Source organism: Sphingomonas sp. P4_G3, from assembly GCF_056401105.1.
In genome coordinates, this window is sequence record NZ_JBFUJZ010000010.1 from 15,739 (window position 1) to 36,598 (window position 20,860).

General features: G+C 64.5%; 24 protein-coding genes. 12 read left to right on the forward strand and 12 right to left on the reverse strand.

What is annotated here, in order from left to right:
* Positions 1-83: 83 nt before the first annotated feature.
* Positions 84-986, reverse strand: coding sequence for a hydrogen peroxide-inducible genes activator (locus tag AC1DQQ_RS18975; RefSeq protein WP_478031578.1), 903 nt, complete (start codon positions 984-986; stop codon positions 84-86).
* Between the two features lie 156 nt (positions 987-1,142).
* On the opposite strand from AC1DQQ_RS18975, the gene AC1DQQ_RS18980 reads away from it, so the two are divergent.
* Both AC1DQQ_RS18980 and ahpD read left to right on the forward strand, forming a co-directional pair.
* Positions 1,143-1,688: a peroxiredoxin gene (locus tag AC1DQQ_RS18980; RefSeq protein WP_478031579.1), complete on the forward strand. Its 546-nt coding sequence runs from the start codon at positions 1,143-1,145 to the stop codon at positions 1,686-1,688.
* Between the two features lie 166 nt (positions 1,689-1,854).
* Entirely contained in the window at positions 1,855-2,376 is a 522-nt protein-coding gene (ahpD, locus tag AC1DQQ_RS18985) for an alkylhydroperoxidase, AhpD family (RefSeq protein ID WP_478031580.1), read from the forward strand.
* 4 nt (positions 2,377-2,380) lie between these two features.
* On the opposite strand, the gene AC1DQQ_RS18990 is transcribed toward ahpD, so the two are convergent.
* The 8 genes from AC1DQQ_RS18990 to AC1DQQ_RS19025 form a co-directional block, all read right to left on the reverse strand.
* A complete protein-coding gene (locus AC1DQQ_RS18990; protein WP_478031581.1) occupies positions 2,381-3,676 on the reverse strand; it encodes a spinster family MFS transporter in 1,296 nt (431 codons plus the stop codon).
* The gene (locus tag AC1DQQ_RS18995; RefSeq protein WP_478046350.1) at positions 3,673-5,301 is read right to left on the reverse strand and encodes a thiamine pyrophosphate-requiring protein; all 1,629 of its coding nucleotides are present in this window, start codon (positions 5,299-5,301) and stop codon (positions 3,673-3,675) included. The genes AC1DQQ_RS18990 and AC1DQQ_RS18995 overlap by 4 nt, the downstream gene beginning before the upstream one ends.
* Entirely contained in the window at positions 5,298-6,251 is a 954-nt protein-coding gene (locus tag AC1DQQ_RS19000; protein WP_478043000.1) for a TauD/TfdA dioxygenase family protein, read from the reverse strand. Before AC1DQQ_RS19000 ends, AC1DQQ_RS18995 begins: the two co-directional genes overlap by 4 nt.
* A gap of 63 nt (positions 6,252-6,314) precedes the next feature.
* Complete coding sequence (locus tag AC1DQQ_RS19005; protein ID WP_478046352.1) at positions 6,315-8,726, reverse strand: TonB-dependent receptor; 2,412 nt, start codon at positions 8,724-8,726, stop codon at positions 6,315-6,317.
* 192 nt (positions 8,727-8,918) lie between these two features.
* Positions 8,919-9,698: an IclR family transcriptional regulator gene (locus tag AC1DQQ_RS19010; RefSeq protein ID WP_478046354.1), complete on the reverse strand. Its 780-nt coding sequence runs from the start codon at positions 9,696-9,698 to the stop codon at positions 8,919-8,921.
* 84 nt (positions 9,699-9,782) lie between these two features.
* On the reverse strand, positions 9,783-10,232 hold the full coding sequence (locus tag AC1DQQ_RS19015) for a DUF3237 domain-containing protein (protein WP_478046355.1): 450 nt from the start codon (positions 10,230-10,232) through the stop codon (positions 9,783-9,785).
* Positions 10,229-11,896 carry a CocE/NonD family hydrolase gene (locus tag AC1DQQ_RS19020; protein ID WP_478046357.1) on the reverse strand — a complete coding sequence of 556 codons (1,668 nt, stop codon included), beginning with the start codon at positions 11,894-11,896 and terminating at the stop codon, positions 10,229-10,231. The genes AC1DQQ_RS19015 and AC1DQQ_RS19020 overlap by 4 nt, the downstream gene beginning before the upstream one ends.
* 9 nt (positions 11,897-11,905) lie before the next feature.
* On the reverse strand, positions 11,906-12,388 hold the full coding sequence (locus AC1DQQ_RS19025) for a DUF3237 family protein (protein ID WP_478031592.1): 483 nt from the start codon (positions 12,386-12,388) through the stop codon (positions 11,906-11,908).
* 99 nt (positions 12,389-12,487) lie between these two features.
* On the opposite strand from AC1DQQ_RS19025, the gene AC1DQQ_RS19030 reads away from it, so the two are divergent.
* Entirely contained in the window at positions 12,488-13,000 is a 513-nt protein-coding gene (locus tag AC1DQQ_RS19030) for a MarR family winged helix-turn-helix transcriptional regulator (protein WP_478031594.1), read from the forward strand.
* Positions 13,001-13,005: 5 nt separating this feature from the next.
* Here AC1DQQ_RS19030 and AC1DQQ_RS19035 read toward each other — a convergent pair whose 3' ends face one another.
* Positions 13,006-13,776 (reverse strand): sulfite exporter TauE/SafE family protein, encoded by a 771-nt coding sequence (locus tag AC1DQQ_RS19035; RefSeq protein WP_478031824.1) that lies wholly within the window; start codon positions 13,774-13,776, stop codon positions 13,006-13,008.
* Positions 13,777-13,937: 161 nt separating this feature from the next.
* Here AC1DQQ_RS19035 and epsC point away from each other — a divergent pair, with 161 nt between their 5' ends.
* Positions 13,938-14,627, forward strand: a complete 690-nt coding sequence (gene epsC / locus AC1DQQ_RS19040) for a serine O-acetyltransferase EpsC (protein WP_478046359.1) — start codon at positions 13,938-13,940, stop codon at positions 14,625-14,627.
* On the forward strand, positions 14,627-14,971 hold the full coding sequence (locus tag AC1DQQ_RS19045; RefSeq protein WP_478031596.1) for a DUF2794 domain-containing protein: 345 nt from the start codon (positions 14,627-14,629) through the stop codon (positions 14,969-14,971). The genes epsC and AC1DQQ_RS19045 overlap by 1 nt, the downstream gene beginning before the upstream one ends.
* Before the next feature lie 37 nt (positions 14,972-15,008).
* Here the strand turns inward: AC1DQQ_RS19045 and AC1DQQ_RS19050 are convergent, their stop codons facing one another.
* Positions 15,009-16,466 carry an amidase gene (locus tag AC1DQQ_RS19050; protein ID WP_478046361.1) on the reverse strand — a complete coding sequence of 486 codons (1,458 nt, stop codon included), beginning with the start codon at positions 16,464-16,466 and terminating at the stop codon, positions 15,009-15,011.
* Here AC1DQQ_RS19050 and AC1DQQ_RS19055 point away from each other — a divergent pair.
* Positions 16,456-17,040 carry an ester cyclase gene (locus AC1DQQ_RS19055; RefSeq protein WP_478046363.1) on the forward strand — a complete coding sequence of 195 codons (585 nt, stop codon included), beginning with the start codon at positions 16,456-16,458 and terminating at the stop codon, positions 17,038-17,040. The genes AC1DQQ_RS19050 and AC1DQQ_RS19055 overlap by 11 nt on opposite strands.
* 73 nt (positions 17,041-17,113) lie before the next feature.
* Here AC1DQQ_RS19055 and AC1DQQ_RS19060 read toward each other — a convergent pair whose 3' ends face one another.
* Complete coding sequence (locus AC1DQQ_RS19060; protein ID WP_478046365.1) at positions 17,114-17,710, reverse strand: hypothetical protein; 597 nt, start codon at positions 17,708-17,710, stop codon at positions 17,114-17,116.
* 86 nt (positions 17,711-17,796) lie between these two features.
* Here AC1DQQ_RS19060 and AC1DQQ_RS19065 point away from each other — a divergent pair, with 86 nt between their 5' ends.
* The 6 genes from AC1DQQ_RS19065 to AC1DQQ_RS19090 all read left to right on the forward strand — a co-directional run bounded on the left by AC1DQQ_RS19065 (position 17,797) and on the right by AC1DQQ_RS19090 (position 20,852).
* Complete coding sequence (locus AC1DQQ_RS19065) at positions 17,797-18,870, forward strand: winged helix-turn-helix domain-containing protein (RefSeq protein WP_478046366.1); 1,074 nt, start codon at positions 17,797-17,799, stop codon at positions 18,868-18,870.
* Positions 18,871-18,927: 57 nt separating this feature from the next.
* On the forward strand, positions 18,928-19,251 hold the full coding sequence (locus tag AC1DQQ_RS19070; protein ID WP_478046368.1) for an ArsR/SmtB family transcription factor: 324 nt from the start codon (positions 18,928-18,930) through the stop codon (positions 19,249-19,251).
* Positions 19,248-19,658, forward strand: coding sequence for an SRPBCC family protein (locus AC1DQQ_RS19075; RefSeq protein ID WP_478046370.1), 411 nt, complete (start codon positions 19,248-19,250; stop codon positions 19,656-19,658). Before AC1DQQ_RS19070 ends, AC1DQQ_RS19075 begins: the two co-directional genes overlap by 4 nt.
* A gap of 36 nt (positions 19,659-19,694) precedes the next feature.
* Positions 19,695-19,922, forward strand: a complete 228-nt coding sequence (locus tag AC1DQQ_RS19080) for a hypothetical protein (RefSeq protein WP_478046372.1) — start codon at positions 19,695-19,697, stop codon at positions 19,920-19,922.
* Positions 19,923-19,942: 20 nt separating this feature from the next.
* Complete coding sequence (locus tag AC1DQQ_RS19085) at positions 19,943-20,341, forward strand: DUF1801 domain-containing protein (protein WP_478046374.1); 399 nt, start codon at positions 19,943-19,945, stop codon at positions 20,339-20,341.
* A gap of 82 nt (positions 20,342-20,423) precedes the next feature.
* Positions 20,424-20,852, forward strand: a complete 429-nt coding sequence (locus tag AC1DQQ_RS19090; protein ID WP_478046375.1) for a hypothetical protein — start codon at positions 20,424-20,426, stop codon at positions 20,850-20,852.
* Positions 20,853-20,860: the final 8 nt, after the last annotated feature.

A 20,860-nucleotide genomic window follows, 5' to 3' on the forward strand; every position in this document is an offset into this window, starting at 1 on the left:
TTCATGGGTGCACCCGTGCCGGGTGTCCTGAAGGATACGCGCGGATGGCCGTTCGGTTTCCCATCGCCCGACGCGGAAAAGCGTCAGGCCGCCGCCTTGAGGATGTCCGCCAACAGCCGAAAGTCGCGTTCGCGCGGCGATGCGCGCCGCCAGACCAGCGCGATGGTGCGGGTGGCGTGATCCCCCGCCAACGGCCGCGCCGAGATCGCGGTATTGTCCAATATGCCCGATTGCACCGCCATTTCGGGCAGCATCGTCACGCCCAATCCATTGTCGACCATCTGCACGATCGTGTGGAGCGAGGTCCCCAGCATCATCGCCTGCGCGCCCAGTTCGGGCCGGTTGCAGGCGGCCAGCGCATGGTCCTTCAGGCAATGCCCGTCCTCGAGCAGCAGCAATCGGTTCTCGTCGATATCGGCTGCCGCGATCATGGCGGGAGGATTGGGCAGCTCGGCATCGGGAAAGGCGACGAACAGGCGATCGTCGAACAACCGCGCCGCGGTCACCTCGCCACAGGCATAAGGCAGCGCCAGCAGCACGCAGTCGGTGCGGCCGTTATGCAGGCCTTCGCATGCCGTGCCCGTCGTCTCCTCGCGCAGGAACAGTTTCAGGTCCGGATAGTCTCGGCGCAGCGCCGGCAGGATGTGGGGGAGCATGAACGGCGCGATCGTCGGGATGACGCTCATTCGCATCTCTCCCGACAAGGGACGCCCGGCGGCGCGCGCCATGTCGCCCAGTTCCTCGGCCTCGCGAATCACCCGCCGCGCCTTGTCGGCGATACGGTCGCCCAGTGGGGTGAACCGGACGACACGCCGCGTCCGCTCGACCAGGGTCACGCCGATCAATGTCTCGAGCTCACGAATCCCCGCCGACATGGTCGATTGGGTGACGAAGCACGCCTCGGCCGCGCGGCCGAAATGGCCATGGTCCTTCAAGGCGACGAGATATTGCAGCTGCTTCAGCGTCGGAAGATAGGTAGTACTCATTCATCGCCTCAATCGATCAACAACGGCTAAATAACCTATTGGATCGTTTAAAAGCCAGCCTATATGCGGCTCGAACGAAAGAGGCCTGAAGGCCCGCCTGTCCCCGAGAGGATGTCCAAGAAGGCCGACCCCAATTCAGGCAGGAGGCCCAGAATCATGTTGACCGTCGGAGACAAGTTCCCCGCTATCACCGTTCCCGTCCAGCAGGGCGTCGACGCCTTGCCCGCCGGCGAGACGATCGACGTCACCACCGCCGCTCCCGGCAAGTGGAAGATCGTGTTCTACTGGCCGAAGGACTTCACCTTCGTCTGCCCGACCGAGATCGTCGGCTATTCGCAGCTCAAGGGCGATTTCGAGGATCGCGACGCGGTGCTGATCGGCGCCTCGACCGACACCAGCCATGTCCACCTGGCGTGGCGCAAGTCGGATCCGGACCTGGCGGCCGCGGACTTTCCGTGGATCGCCGACAATGGCGGCAAGCTCGCTTCTGCGCTGGGCATCCTCGATGCCGACGAGAATGTCGCTTATCGCGCCACCTTCACCGTCGATCCCGACGGCGTGATCCAGGCGGTGCAGGTCAACGGCCTCAATGTCGGCCGCAACCCGCAGGAGACGCTGCGCGTGCTCGATGCGCTTCAGACCGACGAGCTCTGCCCGTGCAATTGGAATAAAGGCGACGATGTCCTCAAGGTTGCCGCCTAACGACTTCGTCTAACAGATGCGGCCTTTTTGAATCAGGGGCCGTATCCCCCGGCGCGGGGTCTTTCCCCCCCTCGGCCCCGCGCCACCCTTTCCCGATCTCTCGCCCCGGCTTCGGCCGGGGCGCTTATCCCAACGACGGCGATCACCGCCGCGAGGAGCATATCGCATGTCGCTCAAGGATTTCGCCCAGTCGCTGCCCGATTTCGCCAAAGATATCCGGCTCAATGTCGGGTCGTTGCTCAACGAAGCGTCGCTCGGCGATCAGCGCAAATACGGCCTGATCCTGGCCTGCGCGCACGCCTCCGGCTACAAGCCGCTGGTCGAAGCGGCCGAGGCGGAAGTCACCGGCAAATTGTCACCCGAAGCCGCCAACGCGGCGCGCGCGGCGGCGGCGGTGATGGCGATGAACAATGTCTATTACCGCTTCACCCACCTCGCCGGGAATAAGGAATATGCCAACATGCCGGCCAAGCTGCGCATGAACGTGATCGGCGCGCCGGGCATCGAGAAGGACGATTTCGAGCTGTTCAGCCTGGCGATCAGCGCGATGAACGGCTGCGGCTTGTGCATCGACGCGCATGAGAATGTGCTCAAGAAGGCCGGAGTGACGGCGCAGGCGATCCAGGACGCGGTGCGCTGGGCGGCGGTGATGAAGGCCGTCGCGACGGTGCATGCAGCGATAGCATAAAGCGCTAGCTCGTCGCGCCAGCTTCCTTCGGGCCAGCACTTGCCGCCGCGGCATAGAGGGTTGCCGCCCGCAGGAAGCAGAATCCGGCGAACACCGGCGTAGCGGCGACGATCAGCATCGAATAGCGGATGGCTTCGTCGCCGAAACGCGGGGCAAGCAGGTCGTTGAGCACGCCTACCGCGGTCGGGCCGGCCGCGTCGCCGATCAGGCTCGCGCCGAGCAGGATGACTGCCGTGGCGAGCGCACGGCGCCGCTCGCCGACGATGTTCACCACCGCGGCGTAGATCGGCGCCTGATGGATCAGCATGAAGAAGCTGCTGAGCGCGAACCCGCCCAGCCAGGCCGAATGCGAATTGCCGAGCAGGAACAGGGCCTCAGCGGGGCCGGCCAGCAAGCAGGCGATGGCGGGAAGGCCGACCCGCCAGGCGATGCGCTCCTTGGGTAGACGATCGATCAGCACGCCGCCGATCAAGATGCCCAACAGGCCGATGAACCCGCGCGTCGGGCCGATGATGTTGGCGACGTCGCTGACGCCCAGATGGTGCACGCGCATGAAAAAGGACGGCACCCAGGCCCCCGATGCCCAGACGTTCGCCCCCATCAGCGTCACGCCGGCGAAGATCCAGGTGAAGCAGCGATTGGCGAAGAGCGCTCGCAGGTCGGTGAGCAGCGAACTGGCGATCGGCAGGCGAGGGGGAGGCGGGACGGTCCGTTCCGGCTCGCGAACCGTGAAGATCACCAGCAGCGCGAGCAACAGTCCTGGCAGCCCGATGGCGATGAACATCGCGCGCCAGCCATAGGTTTGCGCGATCCACCCCGCGAGCGGGAAGAACAGGATGAAGGCCAAAGGCGAAGCCGTTCCGAACAACGCCAGCGCGAGCGGCCGCCGTTCCGCCGGAAAACGGTCCGCGATGAGCGAATTGGATGGGGCTGTTCCGCAGGCTTCGCCGGCGCCCATCAGCAGCCGCACCACCGCCAATTGCCAGATGCCGCCGATCAATCCCGTGCACGCTGTCATCACGCTCCAGAAAGCGAGACCCGCGGCGATGATGTTGCGCCGGTTGGCGCGATCGGCCAGCCAGGCGATCGGAATGCCGAGCAACGAGTAAAAGAGGATGAAGGCGAGTCCCGATACCAAGCCCAGCACGGTGTCGGACGACCCCAGTTCGCGCTTTATCGCGGGAAGCGCTAGCCCGAGCAGCGAACGGTCGAGATAGTTCGACACCGAAACCAGCGTCAGGACGAATAACGGCCAGGTCGCCGACCAGGGCCAGCGCCGCGTCTCGCCGGAATTGCTCATAAGCGCGATGCCCGTGTTTCCTGTGCGGTGATGAATTCGAGCAGCGCCGGCTGCCCGGCTTCGGTCGCCGCGATCCCGCGCCGGATGGCCGGGACGATCTCGTCGGGCGAGGTGACGCGTTCGCCATAACCGCCCAGCGCACGCGCGAAATCGGCATAATTTCCCGAAATGTCGGTCGCGCGAAAGCGCTCGGTGGCGACAGGCATGATCGGCAGCTCGATCGCCATCGCCGAATTGTTGAGCAGGATCGACAGGATCGGCAGCCGCTCGCGCGCCGCCGTCTCGAAATCCATGCCGGTGAACCCGATCGCGGCATCGCCCCAGACGTTGATGCATAGCTTGTCCGGACAGGCGAGCTTCGCCCCCATCGCCAGGCCGAGGCCGTAGCCGAGCTGGGTGGTCTTGCCCCAGCCAATATAACTGAGCGGCGACGTCGTCGTCCAGAAAGGCGAGAGCTGATCGCGCGGCGACCCCGCATCATGCGTGATGATCGTATTGGCGACATCGACGGTGCGCTGCAGGTCCCACAGGACGCGATAGGGGCTGAGCGGGGTATCGTCGCTTTCGAGCAGCGGCAGCCATTGGGCGAGCCATTGGGCTTCGACCTCGGCGATCTCGCGGGCGGCCGGGCCGGGATCGCGCGAGCCGTCCAGCCGGTCGCGACAGGCCGCGACCAGCATCGCGAGCGTCAGTTTCGCATCGCCGATGAGCGCGTCGATACAGGGCACGCTCTTGTTGATGTCGGCGGGATCGAGCGTTGCGTGAACGATCGCCGCACCTGCCGGCATCGCCACGCCGAAGGCGGTTTCGGACAGGCTGCAGCCGATGCCGAGGATCAGGTCGGCGCGGTCGAGGAAATGGCGGAGCTGTCCCGGAATGGCCGCGCCGCCGGAGCCGAGCGCTAGCGGATGCGTCTCGTCGAACGCGCTCTTGCCTTCCAGACTGGTCGACACCGGCGCGCCGAGCAATTCGGCGAGCATGCGCAATTCGGCATAGGCTTCGGCCCAATGCACGCCTTGCCCGGCATGGATGACCAGCCGCTTTGCCGCGACCAGGCGATCCGCCACCCGGGCAATTGCTTCCGGATCGGGCGCGCTGCGGGTGGTGACGACCGGCGTGTAATCGAGCGGTTCGGGGAGTTCCTCGTCGAGCACGTCCCACGGCATTTCGACGAGCGCTGGGCGAAGCCGGCCGTTGCGCAGCGCGGTGAACGCGCGGCGCAGGATTGCGGGCGTATCCTCGGCGCGCAGGATCGGCTCGCAGGTCTTGGTGATGTCGCGCATCGAGATGCTGGCGTTGTAATTGTCGGGCACGTGCGCCAGCCGCCGCGTATAGCCTTGCGGCAGCACCAATATCGGCACGCTTTCCGAATAGGCCTGGGCGACGCCGCCATAGGCGTTTTCGGTGCCGGGCCCGTGCTGCATCGCGAACACGCCCATCCGCCGTCCGCGGGAGAGCCGCGACAGCGCGTCGGCCATGTGCACGCCGGTGCGCTCCTGGCGGACGATGATCGGGCGGATGCCGATCGCCGCCGCCTGTTCGAGCACGGCATTGCGCGGATAGCCGAAGATGACGTCGATCCCTTCGCGCGCGAGTATTTCCGCGATCGCCGCGCTGACCTTCATGATCGCTCGAGGTCCGATGGACCAAGGGGCCGCTCACCGATCACGGTGGTGCGGACCAGATGCCGCCGCTCATATTTGAAATCATGCACGCCGCGGTGGAGCGTGAAGCGATTGTCCCACACGATCAGCGTGTCTTTCTCCCATTTCACGCGGCAATGATAATGGAGGTGCTGGGCCAGGCTCTGCAGATAGGCGAGCAAGGCCCGGCTTTCCTCCTCGCTCCATCCGACGAAACGCTTGAAGTAAGCGGTCGTCGCGAACAGCGCCTTGCGCCCCGTCACGGGATGGACGCGCACCGCGGGATGGACATTTTCGAGCTCGTCCTCGGTGAAATCATGGCTCTCGCGCAGGCGCAGCCGCTTGTCGGGAGCCAGCTTGGCATTCTTTGCCCAGATATCCTTGCCCGAATAGACCACCTGAAGGCCGTCGAGCAGCGCCTTCAGCCCATCGGACATATGTTCGTAGACGAGATAGGCGTTCGAGAATGCCGTATCGCCACCCCATTGCGGCACTTCCAGCGCGCGCATGACGACGCATTTGGGCGGCTGAAGCAGGAACGGGCTGTCGGTGTGGAAATGCTCGAACGACGGCACGACATTTTCGGGCTCGTGCGCTTCGCGGCGCACCTCCTGCATGTCGCGATGCCCGTCATAGATCGGCGCCTGGGGCAGTTCGGTGATCTCGCCGAAATAGCGGGAAAAATGCTTGTGCTGCTCGGGCGTCAGATCCTGGTCGCGGAACAGGATCACCAGAAAATGCTCGAACGCCTTCATCACCTCGGCGAGCGTTTCGTCGTCGAGCGGTTGGCGCAGGTCGACGCCGCTGATCTCGCATCCGCACGCGCCCGAAATCGGCTTCACGCCGATCCGGCGGAAATCGGGCATGGGCAGCCCCGCGACGATCGGCCCGCTTGGCGCTGCGGTGGCGATGGGGTTGGGCTGAGAGACCATGGCAAACTCCACTGGATTCGGAATCGAGGCGAGCGGGTGGTGGCAGGGCTGTTTCGCCGCGGCTCAGAATTTCCGTTTTAGGGTGACGGCCCATGTCCGCGGTTCGCCCGGTGAACCCTGGATCGAATTGGTGGACCCGCGATTGTCGAAAATATCGGTATAATAGAGTTTATTGGTGAGGTTGCGGCCCTCGATCGCGAGCGACCAATCGTCCTTCGGCGTCCGGAAGGTGAGCCTCGCATTGACGAGCGTGCGTCCTTTCACTTCGCCGAAGATGTCCTTGCCGCCAGTCACGGCGTCGACATTGTTCGCGTTGCGATTGAACGAATCCTGGTGATCGACGTCGATCCGCGGCGTCAGCTTGGCGCCACTGGCGAACTCGAAATCATATTGCACGCCCAGGCTCCATTGCCAGGGCGAGATATATTGCCCCTTGTCCTCGATGCCGATGCCGGAGGTCGCGGCGGTCGCCGAGATCGAGGTGTATTTGAAGTAGAGATAGGCAAGCGACGCATCGATGGTGAAGCCCTCGACCGGGCGCAGCGTCAATTCGGCCTCCGCGCCTTTCACGTCCGCCTTGCCGGCGTTGAGCGGAAGCGCGCACGGCGCCGCCGGTACGCCCGGCAGCGGGCAACTCGCGACGGTAACGAGGATATCATTGTATTTGTTGAGGAAGGCGCTGACGTTCAGCCGTACGTGACGGTCGAACAGGTCGCTCTTGAATCCCGCCTCATACGCGGTCAGCGTCTCGGGTCCGAACGCCAGCGCCTGGGCAGGGAAGAACGGCCGCGGATTGACGCCACCGCTCTTGAAGCCGGTCGAAACCTGGGCGTAGGTCATGATCTCGTCCGACCAGCGATATTGGAGCACGGCGCGCCAATCGACGCGATTGCCTTTGAATGTCCCGACCAGGCCGTCGAGCGAAGCGATCGACGGCGGCGTCGCCCCTCCCGTCGAGGATCCGGGAATGCCTTTGCGCCCGTAAATGAAGCTCTTGGTCATGTCGGTATATCGGATGCCGCCGACCAGATGCAGGTTCTTGAGGGGTTCCCAATCGCCATTGGCGAACACGGCTTTGGTGGTCGCCGGGATCTTGTTGTTCTCGATGAAGTTGAGCGTCGTGAGGGTGACGCGCGTGATGTTCTGGCTGCGCTTGTGCAGATAATAGCCGCCGACGGTGAAGTTGAACGCCGAGCCGATATTGCCGTTGAGCCTGAGCTCCTGGCTGAACTGGCGATTGTAGATCTGGCTCGCCTGCAAGGTCGGCGAGAAGGGCGACCCATCGGCCGAAGAGTAGACGCCATCGAATTTGCGATAGGCGGTGATCGACGTGATGCTGAAATCGGGCGACAGATCGACTTTCAGATTTCCTGAAACACCCCAGGAATTGATCGCCGATTTGATCGGGGCGGACCACGGCGCCGATCCGTCGCGCGGCTTGAGTTCCATGTAATTTTCGTAACTTACGTACGGACTGGAACTGAATGTATCCTGCGCATAATTGCCGAACGGCGAATAGCTGATGAATTGCGATCCGGTGGAGGTGCCGTATCGCACGCCATTGAGCGTATACGCGGGAACCGATGTCCCCGTCGTCGCCGATCCGGTGTTGGCGACGCCGGGATTGGCGTTCTGCCCGACATAAAGCAGGGTCGTCGGCCCCGCCTCGCTGTCGTCCCGCGTGACGTCGGCCACGACATCGAGAGTCACGTTGCTGCTCGGCTCATACCGCAAGGCTAGGCGCCCCGCGACATAGTCCTTGCCGCCCTCGGTCCCCAGCTTGCACGACTGGGAATTGACCAATGTCGACGGAATCGCCGTGCCAGGATGCGTACAGGCATAATCGTAGCGCGTGATATAACCGTCCTTGTGGACCGCCGTGCCCGACACGCGCGCGAACAGATCCGGCAGGATGGTGAAGTTGGCGGCGCCGCGCAGCTCGACCCGATTATAGGCGCCATAGGTCGCCTGGACATAGCCGCCGCCTTTGCCGTCCGGCTTCTTCGAATAGAGCTTGATCGCCCCGCCGATCGAATTCTGCCCGGCAAGCGTACCCTGCGGGCCGCGCAGGATCTCGACGCGATCTAGATCGATGAGGTCGAGCAACGAACCGTGCAACGTTGGCAGATAGACGTCATCGATATAGAGGCCGACGCCAGGTTCGAGCGCAAAGCTGGTGTCGCGTTGTCCGACGCCGCGGATATAGGCGACGACCGCCGGGCCATAGGTTGCCGGCGCCTGGCGCAGCGTGACGTTGGGCGCCTGGTTGCCGATATCGGCGATGCTGGTCTGGCCGCGCGCTTCGAGCATGGCTCCCGACACCGCGGTGATCGCCAGCGGCGCATCCTGCAACCGCTGGGACCGGAATTGCGCGGTCACGACGATGTCGTCCTTGGACGGCGCCTGGCTGTCCTTTTGATCCTGTGCGCTGGCGTCCGGTGTGTCTTGGGCCAGCGCGGGTGCTGCGACGGACATGGAGCCGGCAAGCGCGAGGATCGAAGTAGCCGCACGGAGCGCAGTCAATCGAATTGCCATAGTGCATCCCCCCTAGGGTTCGTCGCGTGCCTTTGCGGCATCGCCGAAGCGGAGATGGACATGTTGAACAATCAACTGTCAAGGCAATTCCAAATTCCGGAAGCTCAATTCCGGAATACGGAAGATGCGTGATCAGCTGTGCGAGATCGCAGCCATTGAGCTCAGGGTCTCGGCGGATGCGCGCACTGCCGTGGCGAGATCGTCTTCGAGATGGAGCTGGTATCGCTTCGACGGCATGGTCACGCCGAGACATCCCAAAATCTCGCCAAAGGCGCCGAACACGGGCGCCGCGATACCGGCGATGTCATAGCGTGGATCGAAATAGCGGGCGAAGCCCCGTTCGCGGATCTGCTGCAGCTCCGCCTCGATCTCCGGGCGCGACGATCGCGGGCGGCCGCTCAACGGTCCGACCTTGGCCTCGCGCATGATCGCTTCCGCGTCGCCATATGGCAGGAAGGCGAGAATGGCGTGGCCAAGCGATCCCCAAGGCAATTGAACCTCAAGCCCGCGCTCGACCGCGAAGCGCAGCGGGTGAGGGGTCATCACCACATCGGCGATGATCGCGGCGCGCACCGACGGGCTGTAGGTGCACAAGACCGCCGTCTCGTGCCATTGGGTCACCAGCTCCTCCAGCAGCGGCGACGCGCAACGGACGAGATCGAACCGCGCCACGAGCTGCGAGGCCAGGCGATGCAGTTCGCGCCCGGGGCGGTAGGATTGGCCATGGCCGCGCTCGACCAGACCCGATCGTACCAGCGCCTGAAGCAGGCGATGAACCGAGCTTGCCGGCAGGGCGGCGCCGGCCGCCAGTTCGCCTAGCGTGAACTGAGGCGGTCCCGCGGCGACGAGCTTGAGCAGATAGGCAAGCCTGTCGGCCGCACCGCGCGGTGCCGTGGGTCCGGTCGAGCTCATCGGCGGAAGATACCCCGGAGCCTCCGCGTCGCGCGCGTGAAATCGTGCGGGCGATAGTGGTCAGCCGCGCGCCGCTTCATCCCGTCACACCAGCGCGTAATAGCGGAAGAGCGACCGATCGGGTGCTGTCCGCCGTTCGCCTCCGCCGACGATCACGGTGCGCGAAAGCCAGTCGTGCGGTCCTGCGGGCACCCGGAAATAGGGCGTCAGGCGGAAATAGGATGGCTGGGTGCTGCCGGCGGCGGCGCGCACGAGGTAGCCGCGATTCTGGATGTAGATGCTCGTGCCGTCATCCGCCTCCAGCATGTAATGCGCGCTCAGTTCGACCGTGCCGTCGTCGCGGACCAGGGCATAATCGGCACCGCTGTGTGGAACCACGCGGCCCGACAGGCGCGGTCCGCTGATCGTGCCGCCGATCGCGGACGTATAGCTCTGGCTGCCGCCGCCGGGCAGCGGACCGAAGATATGCCGGTCGGCGCCAAACAGGACTTCGATGTCGAAAACATGCTCGAGCGTGCAGTCCGCGGCGGTCATTGGGGTGCGTCCTTTGATGGGATGATGGGAAGCAGGATCGCGGAATCGAAGGCGCCGCCGGTACGGATGATATGCGTGCCGGCATTGCGCGTCTGCTGGTGCAGTGGGAAAGGCAGCATCGCGCCTTCCTCCTTAGGATAGATGTCCGCCCCCGCGACGATCAACCGCAATGTCTCGCCCGCCGCGAAGCGAGCCGAGAACGGCCAGATCTCGATCTCCACCGGCACGCAGTCGCCGGGCGCGAGCCGGTCTTCGCTGGTGTGTCGATGGACCGGCCGTTCCGGGCGCGAACGCTCGGGGTCGAGCGCCCGGTGACTGGCGCGCAGCCAGCCAAGCGCCACGGGACCGTTTTCATAGAAGGCGTAGAAAGTGAAGCCGACGGGCTCGCCCGCCGCGTCGATCTTCTGCAGGGCGACGAACAGGTCCATGTCGTCGCTCCCGACCGCTTCGACCCACAGCTTCAGGCTGGCATGGCCGGTGATCTCGGTCGCTTCGGCGAAAAGATGGTCGAAGCAGATGCGTCCGTCGGACGCCGGATACCGGACCTCGCTTTCGCTCGGCGCATCGTCGTCCATCGTACCGCTCGCCGCGTCGAGCGCGAGCCGGCGATAGTCGGTGCGCGCGAGCGGCCATTCATTCTCCGCGCGCTCCTCGGCCACGCCATGCCGTTCGCGCACCTCGATCCGCACTTTCGGCCAGGCGGCGAGGGACGTGGGCCGGTCGCGCATATAATGGTCGAAAAAGGCGAGCTGGCGCGCGCGGCTCTCGGGCCGGTAATAATGCGCCCATTTCTTCTGGCCATGGATGTCGAGCCATTTCTCGGCCGATCCCATCCGGCGCCACGCCTCGATCGTGCCGCGCAAATGCAGCCCCTGATCGGACCAGCTGGCGACGACATAAGCCGGCTGGCATATCGCCTCCAGGTCGAGCTCCTTCGACCTCCAATAATCGTCGATCAGCGGGTGGGCGATGATATTGGCCCAGCTATCCTCGGTGCGATGGAGCGACCATTGGATATTGTCGCAGGCGCGCCGCAGGAAGCTCGTCTCCAATATGCCGCCATGATAGGCGAATTCGCGATACCAGTCCGAAAAGCCTTCCCACGGATTGAGCGCGGCGAGCGGCCCGGGGCGTAATGGCGCGACCAGATATTGGATGTTGGCGAGATAGGACACGCCGGTCATCCCGACCCGTCCGTTCGACCAGGCCAATCGGCCGAGCCACTCGATCGCGTCGGCGCAATCCTCCGCCTCCTGGATGCCATTGTGGTGGAAATCGCCCTCCGACAGCCAGGCGCCGCGCGGGTCGACCACCGCCACGCCATAACCGTGCCGACCCCACCAGACGGGGTCGGGGCCCTCGAACGGGGTCAGCTCCGACAGCCATTCCGGGTCCACGCCGGAGCGCGGCCAGAAGACGCGGTTGGTCAGCGCATGCTTGCCGTAAGGGCCCCAGGCCAAGAGCAGCGGCACGTTCGTCGTCGCGCCCTCGGGGCGATAGAGATCGGCGAAGATTTCCACGCCGTCGCGCAAGCGGATGCGGCAATTGCGCTCGATCGTCAGGCCGCGTTCGGTCCGGCAGGAGAAGTCGGCCGGCGGCAAAGGCGGCTTGGTGGGGTGACCGAAAGGGTCGCTCCCCGCGCGCATCAGCGGCCGAAAACGCACATTGCCTCCCTACAAGACGACGAAATAATGGATCCGGTTGGCGTTCGGCACCTTTTCCGCCACGCCGACGAACACGTGCTGCGACATCCATTCATGCGGACCCGCCGGCGCGTCGAAGCGCGGGGTGACGCGCATATAATAATCGTCGAACGACACCGGCTCGTTGCGACGCATCTTCTCGGCGATCTCGGGGCTTCGCGCCCAGCGAAACCCGCGATTTTCGAGATAGATGATCGCGCCATCGTCGGCCTCGAGCAGGTAACGGGCGTCGAAATCGATCACGCCGTTCGGCCGCGACAGCGGGAAATCGCCGCCCGACATGGGGACCACGCGACCATTGAGCCGCGGCCCTTCAACCGTGCCCTCTGCTGCGTAGATTGCTGCGCGCGTGTCGCCGCGCGCGCCGGGTTTGATCCAATAGGGCTTCGACAGCGTGATCGAGATGGTGAAGGCGTAGTCGAGCCCCGGCGCGAAAGGATGGTGTCCGCTCATGGACAGCGGATAAACGCCGCATTTGTTGATTTGTCAACGATCAGGCGCGATACCTCACGGCGAGAAGACAATAGCGATTCTGGCGGCTACAAAATCGCGATGCAGCAGAAGATCATCCGTACCGAACCACCGACGGAGGCGAAGTCCAGCCGACCATCGTTCGAATTCGGCCCCTCGCACATTCCCTATCGCATCCTTTTGCTCAGCAAGATGATCGATCGGGTTACGGCGCAGCATGTCCGGGATACGGCACAGCTTTCTCTCGCCGAATGGCGGGTGCTGACGCATGTCGAAATGATCGGGAAGTGCAGCGCCGCGGAAGTGGCCAGCGTCGCCTATTCGGACCGGGCCGAAGTGAGCCGGGCCGTCGCGTCACTCGAGCAGCGCGGCTTCGTCCAGCGCGAGGCCAATCCGCGCAATCGCAAGAGCAGCCTGGTGTCGCTGACCGAAGCGGGCAAGTCGGTCCACGCCGCCATCCGCGGAGCGCGGGGCAAATTCTATGAGCAATGGCTCACCGATCTGAGCGACGCGGAGCGGGTGGCGCTCAATGCCGCGCTGGAAAAGGTCACGCGCCGCGTCATCGACAGCGCCCCGCAGATGTTCGACGTCTAAGAGCGCTACCGCGCCAGGGCCTGATAGATCGAGAACGCGCTGGTCAGCGTCAGCAGCACGCCGACCATCGCCATCAGCGGACGCGCCGGCACCTTCTTGGCCAGCCACCCGCCCAGCGGCGCCGCGAGCAGCCCGCCGATCAGGAGACCCAAGGTCTGCAGGGTGAAAGCGGCGAATCCCAAGGTGAAGATGAACGTCGCGGAGATCGTCGTCGTCAGGAAGAATTCCACGGTGTTGACCGTGCCGATCGTCTCGCGCGGCGAGGCGCCTTGCACCAGCAGGTTGCTCGTCACCACCGGACCCCAGCCGCCGCCACCCGCCGCGTCGAGAAAGCCGCCGACCAGCCCGAGCGGTTCGATCACCTTGGGCGTCCTCGGTTCGACCCGACCGCGCCAGGCGCGAAACAGCAGATAAAGGCCGATCGCGCTCAGATAGGCCATCACGAACGGCCGCGCGATCGAGGCGTCGACCGACGACAACACATAGGCGCCAAGCACGCCGCCGATCATGCCGGGGATCACCAGCCGCGCGAACAGCCGCCAGTTCACGTTGCGGTGCAGGACATGGCTGATGCCGGACGCCGCGGTAGTGAAGGTCTCGACCGCATGGACGCTGGCCGAGGCAACGCGCGGCGGCAGGCCCATCACGCTGATCAACAATGTCGAGTTGATCAGGCCGAACGCCATGCCCAGCGCGCCATCGACCAATTGTGCGGCGAACCCGATCGCGATGAACGGCAGGATCGCCTCGATCGAGGCCAGCGAAACATCGACCATCAACAGCGCAAACTCCCCGGGGCCCTGTCCGTTGCATGACGCGCGAACCTAATTCCTACAACAAAGATGGGCTTTTCTCCGACGAAGTTGCGACAGGGCGGTTATGGAAATCGTCAGCCGGGCGTCCTAGATATAGCGAAATCGGCGAAGGGGACGCGCCAATGCTTGCTGGCCTCAGGGCTTATCTCGACTCGATTCGGGCGCGCGACCCAGCGCCACGATCGAACGTGGAAATCCTGCTTTATCCGGGCGTTTGGGCGCTCGGTTATCACCGTATCGCACATGCCTTATACGATGCGCGGCTGTTTTTCCTGGCGCGCTGGGTGAACCATATCGCGCGCTTCTTCACCGCGATCGACATCCATCCGGGTGCCAAGATCGGCAAGTTCTTCTTCATCGATCACGGCTTCACCGTGATCGGCGAGACGGCGGTGATCGGCGACAATGTCACGATCTATCAATGCGTCACGCTCGGCGGGACCAATCCGGCTGACGGCGTCGCTGGCAAGCGCCACCCGACGATCCAGGACAATGTCATCATCGGGTCGGGCGCCCAGGTGCTGGGGCCGGTGACGGTCGCGGTCGGCGCGCGGATCGGCGCCAATGCAGTCGTCACGCGCGACGTACCCGAGGGCGCGGTGATGGTCGGCATCCCGGCGCGGCCGACGATGGTCGAAGGGAAGGGCGAAAAGCCGTTCCTCGCCTACGGCACGCCGTGCAGCGAGATGTTCGATCCGCAGACGCAGAAAGTGGAATTGCTTCGCTGCGAGATCGAGACATTGCGCAAGCGGCTCGACGCCTTGCTCGCCGAACATGAGCCCACCCAGCTGCCGGAGCGTGACCGGGCCTGATGGGGACGGTCACGCCGTTTCCGCTATCCGGCCGCCAACCGAGCCAGATCGGCTTCGAGCGACTCGAGCTCACCCGGATCCTCGATCTCTACGGCCGCATGGTCGCCGCCGGGCATTGGCGCGATTATGCGATCGAGCTCGGCCACGCCGCGGCGGTGTTCGCCGCGTTCCGCCGCACCGCCGAGCGCCCCGAATTCAGGATCGAGAAACGCCCCGATCTGCGCAATCGCCAGGGGATGTGGGCGCTGATCGCCGAACATGGCCAGGTAGTGAAGCGCGGCCATGAACTCGGCCCGGTGCTGGCGCCGATCGAACGGCGGCTGATGAAGCTGATCGAGGATTAGGTCGGGAGCCATAAACGGCGCCCCCGAGAATGGGCGGTCAAGTTTGCTCGCCGTTTACCCACCCGCCGAGCTTCGGTCGCTTGTCATGCCACGGGCAGGCTTGTTCGAGCTGGGCCGCAAGTCGGATCAGTGTCGCTTCGTCGGCGTAGCGCGCCGAGAACATCATTCCGATCGGCAAACCCTCACGCGATTGGCCGAGCGGCAGCGAGATTGAGGGCTGACCAGTGAAGTTGAACGGGGCGGCGAAGGGATAGACCTCGCCATTTCGCGTCTGGATGTCCGCCGCCGACACGTTGATCGGATCGAGATAGCCGATCTTGGGCGGTGGGGTTCCCATCACCGGGCAAAGGAACACGTCCCAATCCTCGAAAAAGCGAAGCGTCGCTCGGGCTCGCATCCGGCGTTCCTGCGCGCTGTAGAGCGCGTCGACACCCGACACCGAGCGCGCGCCGTTGAGCACTGCCCAGGTCAGCGGTTCCAGCTCGTCCGCTGCCGGCTCGCGCCCAATCGCCTCGATCATCCGTTTCATGCCGGCGGCGAAATTCGCGCCGGCAAGCGGCAGATTGGCGACATAGTCGCTCAGCGTATTGGTGCCGAGCGCGCGCTCCTCCACGTGATGGCCGAGCCCGTCGAGCAATCGCGCAATATCCTCGAGCACTGCTTGCACGTCGGGATGAATCGCGCGCCCGAGCGGCGTCCCGCCCGACCACGCGATGCGGAGCCGTCCCGGATCGCGCCCGACTTCGTCCGCATAGGGCCGTTCCTTCGACGGGATGGCATAGGGCGACCCCGGTTCCGGATTGCCGGTCACGTCGAGCATCACCGCGGTATCGCGGACAGTGCGGGTGATCACGTGCTCTACGACATTGCCTTGGGCGAAATCGTAGCCGTCGGGCAGATCCGGATTGCGGTCGCGCGTCACCTTCAGCCCGACCAGGCCGCAGCATGAAGCGGGAATCCGGATCGAGCCAAGGCCATCGCCGCCATGCGCCATCGGCACCATGCCGCACGCCACCGCTGCCGCCGAACCGCCCGACGATCCGCCGACGATGTGCCCAAGGTCCCATGGGTTTCGACACGGCCCGAACAATGCTCCTTCGGTCGTGCCGGCGATCCCGAACTCCGAAAGGTTGGTCTTACCCAGGGGGACGACCCCGCTCGCTCGGTAGCGGCGCATCAGGCCGCTGTCCTGGGCATCCGCGAAGCCCGCATTCGCCGCATAGCGGCTGCCCGACGTACGCGGCCAGCCCGCGACCTGCAGCAGCAAGTCTTTCACCAGGAAGGGAACGCCCGTGAACGGACCTTCCGGCAGCGGCCCTTCCGCCGCCGCCCGCGCCTCATCGAATGCGCGATAGACGACGGCGTTGATCTCGCGATCATAAAGTTCGATGCCCTCGATCGCGGCGTCCACGACCTCGAGCGGCGAGACCTCACCATGCCGGATCAGCTCCGCCAGGCCGACGGCATCGCGGGCCGCATATTCAGTGAACTTCATCGCCCTTCCTTGCCCGATTACGTTGCTTCCTCAAGGGAGAGCCGTCAGAAGTGACGCCCTTGCCGCGAAGGTGAGCGCGGACGTTTGCCTCGACCTGCAAGCGATCAGCCAAACGGTGTCTAGCGCGGAGACGATCATGTCTATCATTGCCAACACATTCATGCGGCGCTTTGTCGAGTTCATCAATACGGCCGACGAAACGCTCGGGAATGAGCTGATCGCCGATGAGGCAATCTTCCACGTCCCGAACCAGAGTGAGCCCATGCAAGGCCTTGCGGGCTATCTTGCCATCATCGGCATGATGCGCGGTGGTTTCCCCGACATCCAGTGGACGCTGGAGGAGACGATTGCCGAAGAAGACAAGCTCGGAGCCGGCAGTACTCGGATCGCAGCGCGCTTCACCATGCGGGGAACGCACCAAGGCGTTTTTTTCGGCGTTCCCGCCACCGGGAAGTCGATCGCTGTCCAGGCTGTGAATTTTTACCGCGTTTCCAACGGCAAGATCGTCGAGGAGCGTGGTCAGCCGGACCTTTTGGGCCTTATGCAACAGATCGGAGCTGCGCCGGCGTCCTAGGCATCTACCGTACCCATCGAACTGGTGCGGGCACCTGCAATGCTAGATCGCCCGACGCTCCGAGCCGGCGCAATTACCGACCGTTAGCGCTCGGATCAGGCTCATTCGGCGTAGCGCCGCTTGCCGCCGCGATGCCGAACAACCGCGATGCCCCCAGGAACAGCAGGACGAAAAAGCCGTTCAGCAGGATCAGCCCGACGATGCCGGGCGGGTCGTTGCGCCCCGCCACGATCGCGACCAGTCCGACCGTGGCATTGGCGATCGCCGCCGAGGTCATCGCGCGTGCCGCGCCTCTCGCCCGGAAGCGCGTCCAGGCCATGCCGCCGAAGGCGATGGCGATGACGCCGATATAGAGCAGGTTGAGCGGGTTATCCTCGTCGCCGATGATACCGACCGCGCCGTTGATCCAGATGAGCAGGAACGCCGCGGCCAGCGCGATCGCGACACCGCTGCGATACGCATTGTTGCGCGTGGCTCTGACCGTCAATTCGAACGCGATGCCGACTCCACCGATCATCATCGCGGCGAACGCGAAGTCGAACGGCGTCCAGTTGACCTCGCGCGTGAATTGCATCGCCACCAGCGGCAACAGCAGCAACAGCGCGGCAAGACTCCAGCCTGCTACCCTCCAGGGGTTCACGCCAGGTCCGCGTTCAATCGCCTTTGCCATCACGTCGCCTCCATGCTTGAATGTGGCGTCATCCTGACGGACTCGCCGGTGAGCGGCATGAGCAACTCCTGAGGTTTCGCTGAAAAATGGCGTCCGGCAGCTTTCGCTTCGACGGTTTCGAGCTCGACCCGGCCCAGCGCCGGCTGATGCGCGATGGTGCCGTGGTCGAGCTCAACGCACGCTATTTCGATGCGCTCGTCCTGTTGCTGCGGGAAAGCGGCAAGCTCGTCACCAAGGATCGCTTCCTGGATGAGGTGTGGCGCGACGTGCCGATCACCGACGAAGCCCTGACCCAATGCGTCAAGACGCTGCGGCGCCAACTCGGCGATGACGCGGCCAATCCGCGGTTCATCGAAACCATCCCCAAGCACGGCTATCGCTTCGTCGCGCCGGTCGACTGGGTAGAGCAGGCGAGCATCGAGCCGATAGCGGCGACCCCGATATCGCCGACCTCTTCCTATTCCTGGCGCGAGGTCGTGTTGCTCGGCGGCGCAGGAACGATCGGGGCGGGCATCGCCGGCGCGATCGGCGGACTGTTCTACGGCTTCGTCGCCGCATCGCAGCCGCTCGAGTCCGGGGGCGGGGCGTCGGTGCTGTTCGTGCTGCTGTGGCTGACTATCGTCGTGGCGCTGGTCGGCGGCGCCGGCGTGAGCTTCGGGATTGCCGTGGCCGGTTTCGCTCGGCGCGGTTGGTCGACCATCGTCGGCGGCGCGCTTGGCGGCATGGCTATCGGGGGAATCGTCAAGCTGCTTGGCCTCGATGCGTTCAGCTTGCTGCTCGGCCGATCGCCGGGCGGTATCACCGGCGCGCCGGAGGGGTTATTGCTCGGTGGCGCGGTGGGGCTGGGCGCGTGGCTGGCCGGCCGGCAACGAGCGGCTTCAACGCGGCGCAGGATCGCTATCGCCGGTCTGGTCGGAGCGGTGGGTGGCGTGCTGGTGCCGCTATTGGGCGGGAGGCTGATGGGCGGCAGCCTGGACCTGCTGGCGCGAACCTTTCCCGGCTCGCACTTGCGGCTCGGCCAGCTGGGCATATTGGTGGGCGATCACGACTTCGGTTTGGCCACACAAGTCGTGACCGGGGGCGTGGAGGGCGCGCTGTTCGCTGCCTGCATCGTCGGCGCATTATTTCGGGCGCGCGATCGGCTGCACGTCACCTCTTGACTGATATATAACCTCGCGGTTATGGGTTGCATCCATAGCCGGAGAGTTATACGTTTCATGTCGACCCAACACGACGTCATTTTCAGCGCCCTGGCGGATCCCACGCGTCGCGGGATTTTCGAGCGGCTGTGTCGTGGCGGCGAGCAGACGGTCGGCGGACTGACCGCGATGGCAGGTGTCTCGCAGCCGGCGGTGTCCAAGCATCTCGGCGTGCTGAAAAAGGCCGGCCTGGTGCTCGATCGGCATGAGGGGCGCCAGACCCATTATACCGCGCGGCGACAGGCGCTCGCGCCACTGGTCGACTGGACCAGCCAGATGACCGAATTCTGGGAAAGCCGGTTCGACGATCTCGATGATTTGCTCAAGAGGATGGACCAATGACGACGACTTCGACCGAAACCCGTTCCGTGGTGATCGAACGCGAGTTCGCGCATGCGCCCGACAAGCTCTGGCGCGCGCTGACCCAGCCGCATCTGATCGCGGAATGGCTGATGAAGAACGATTTCGTGCCGACGGTCGATCATCGCTTCACGCTGACCGGCGATTGGGGATCGGTCGATTGCAAGGTGCTCGAGGTCGAGCCGCAGCGGGCACTCGCCTATAGCTGGGATGCGATGGGGCTGGAGAGCGTGGTCACCTGGACGCTGACGCCGTCGGCCGCCGGCACGCATGTTCGGATGGAGCAGGCGGGCTTTCGGCCCGATCAGCAGCAGGCCTTCGCCGGCGCCAAGTTCGGCTGGCAGAAATTCCTCGCCAATCTGGACGAGGTCGTGGCCCGGATCGACTGATCGCCACGTTTTTTCGAGCATATCAGGGAGGAAGGGATGAACGGGAATTCGGCTATCCGCCAGTTTCACCGCTGGACGTCGATCGTCTTCGTGGTGGCGGTGATCTTCAATACGGTCATGCTCGTGCTGGGCCGCCAGGCGACATGGGTCGGGCTGACGGCCTTGTCCCCGCTGATCCTGTTGATGATAACCGGCCTCTACATGTTCGCGCTACCCTATCTGGCGAAGGGTCGCACGGCGTCGCCCGCACGCGATGCCGCCTGAGCGATCGAAAAGGAAGAACGATGACCACGACCGAAGCCGACGCGAAGTCGCCGTCCGAATTGATCGACGACCGGATCGCGTCGCTGGGCGACTGGCGCGGCACGACTCTGGCGCGGGTCCGCGCCCTGATCCGCGACGCCGAACCCGATATCGTCGAGGAATGGAAATGGCGCGGCGTGCCGACCTGGTACGCCAACGACAAGATCATCTGTACCGGCGAGACGTACAAGAACGCGGTCAAGACCACCTTCGCCAAGGGCGCGGCGCTCGACGATCCCAAGCGATTGTTCAACTCGAGCCTGGACGGCAATGTCCGCCGGGCGATCGACTTTCACGAGGGCGACGCGATCGACGAGGAAGCGTTCAAGGCGTTGGTCCGCGCAGCGTCAGCGGCGAACGGGGGCGGCAAGAAACGCTGAATGTCGATTTCCCGGCGTTGACTCGTCATGCCGTCGTGCGATTGTCCGGCTGGTTACCGCTCGGTTCAAAAGGGGGAAATCGATGCCAGCCGTCAGCACTTGTCTTGCGCCGTCATGCCGCACCAAGGTCGAGGGGACCGTCAACCCTTGCCCCAATTGCGGCGGGAAGATGCGGACGCCGCGCACCATCCGCGCGCTGGGCTGGTTGCTGCTCGCCTGCGGTGTCTTCCTCGTCGGGCTGATGGGCTATCTCTGGACCGTGCTCGCCCCCGCAATGGCGCATCCCGGCGACCTGACCGGCGGCACCACCTTCACCGGCACCGCGGAGCAGGGAAAGACGATCCTGACCGTGTTCGCCGCGGTGATCGTGTTCGGACTTGGATCGATCACCTATGGATTGTGGATGATCATTACCGGTCGGCGCAGCCTCGCTATGATGATCGGCGTGCTGGTGCTCGCGGCCGTGCTGATCGCAATAAGCTGGCGAGCGATGACGGTATTGCCGGCCTGAGGGCCGCG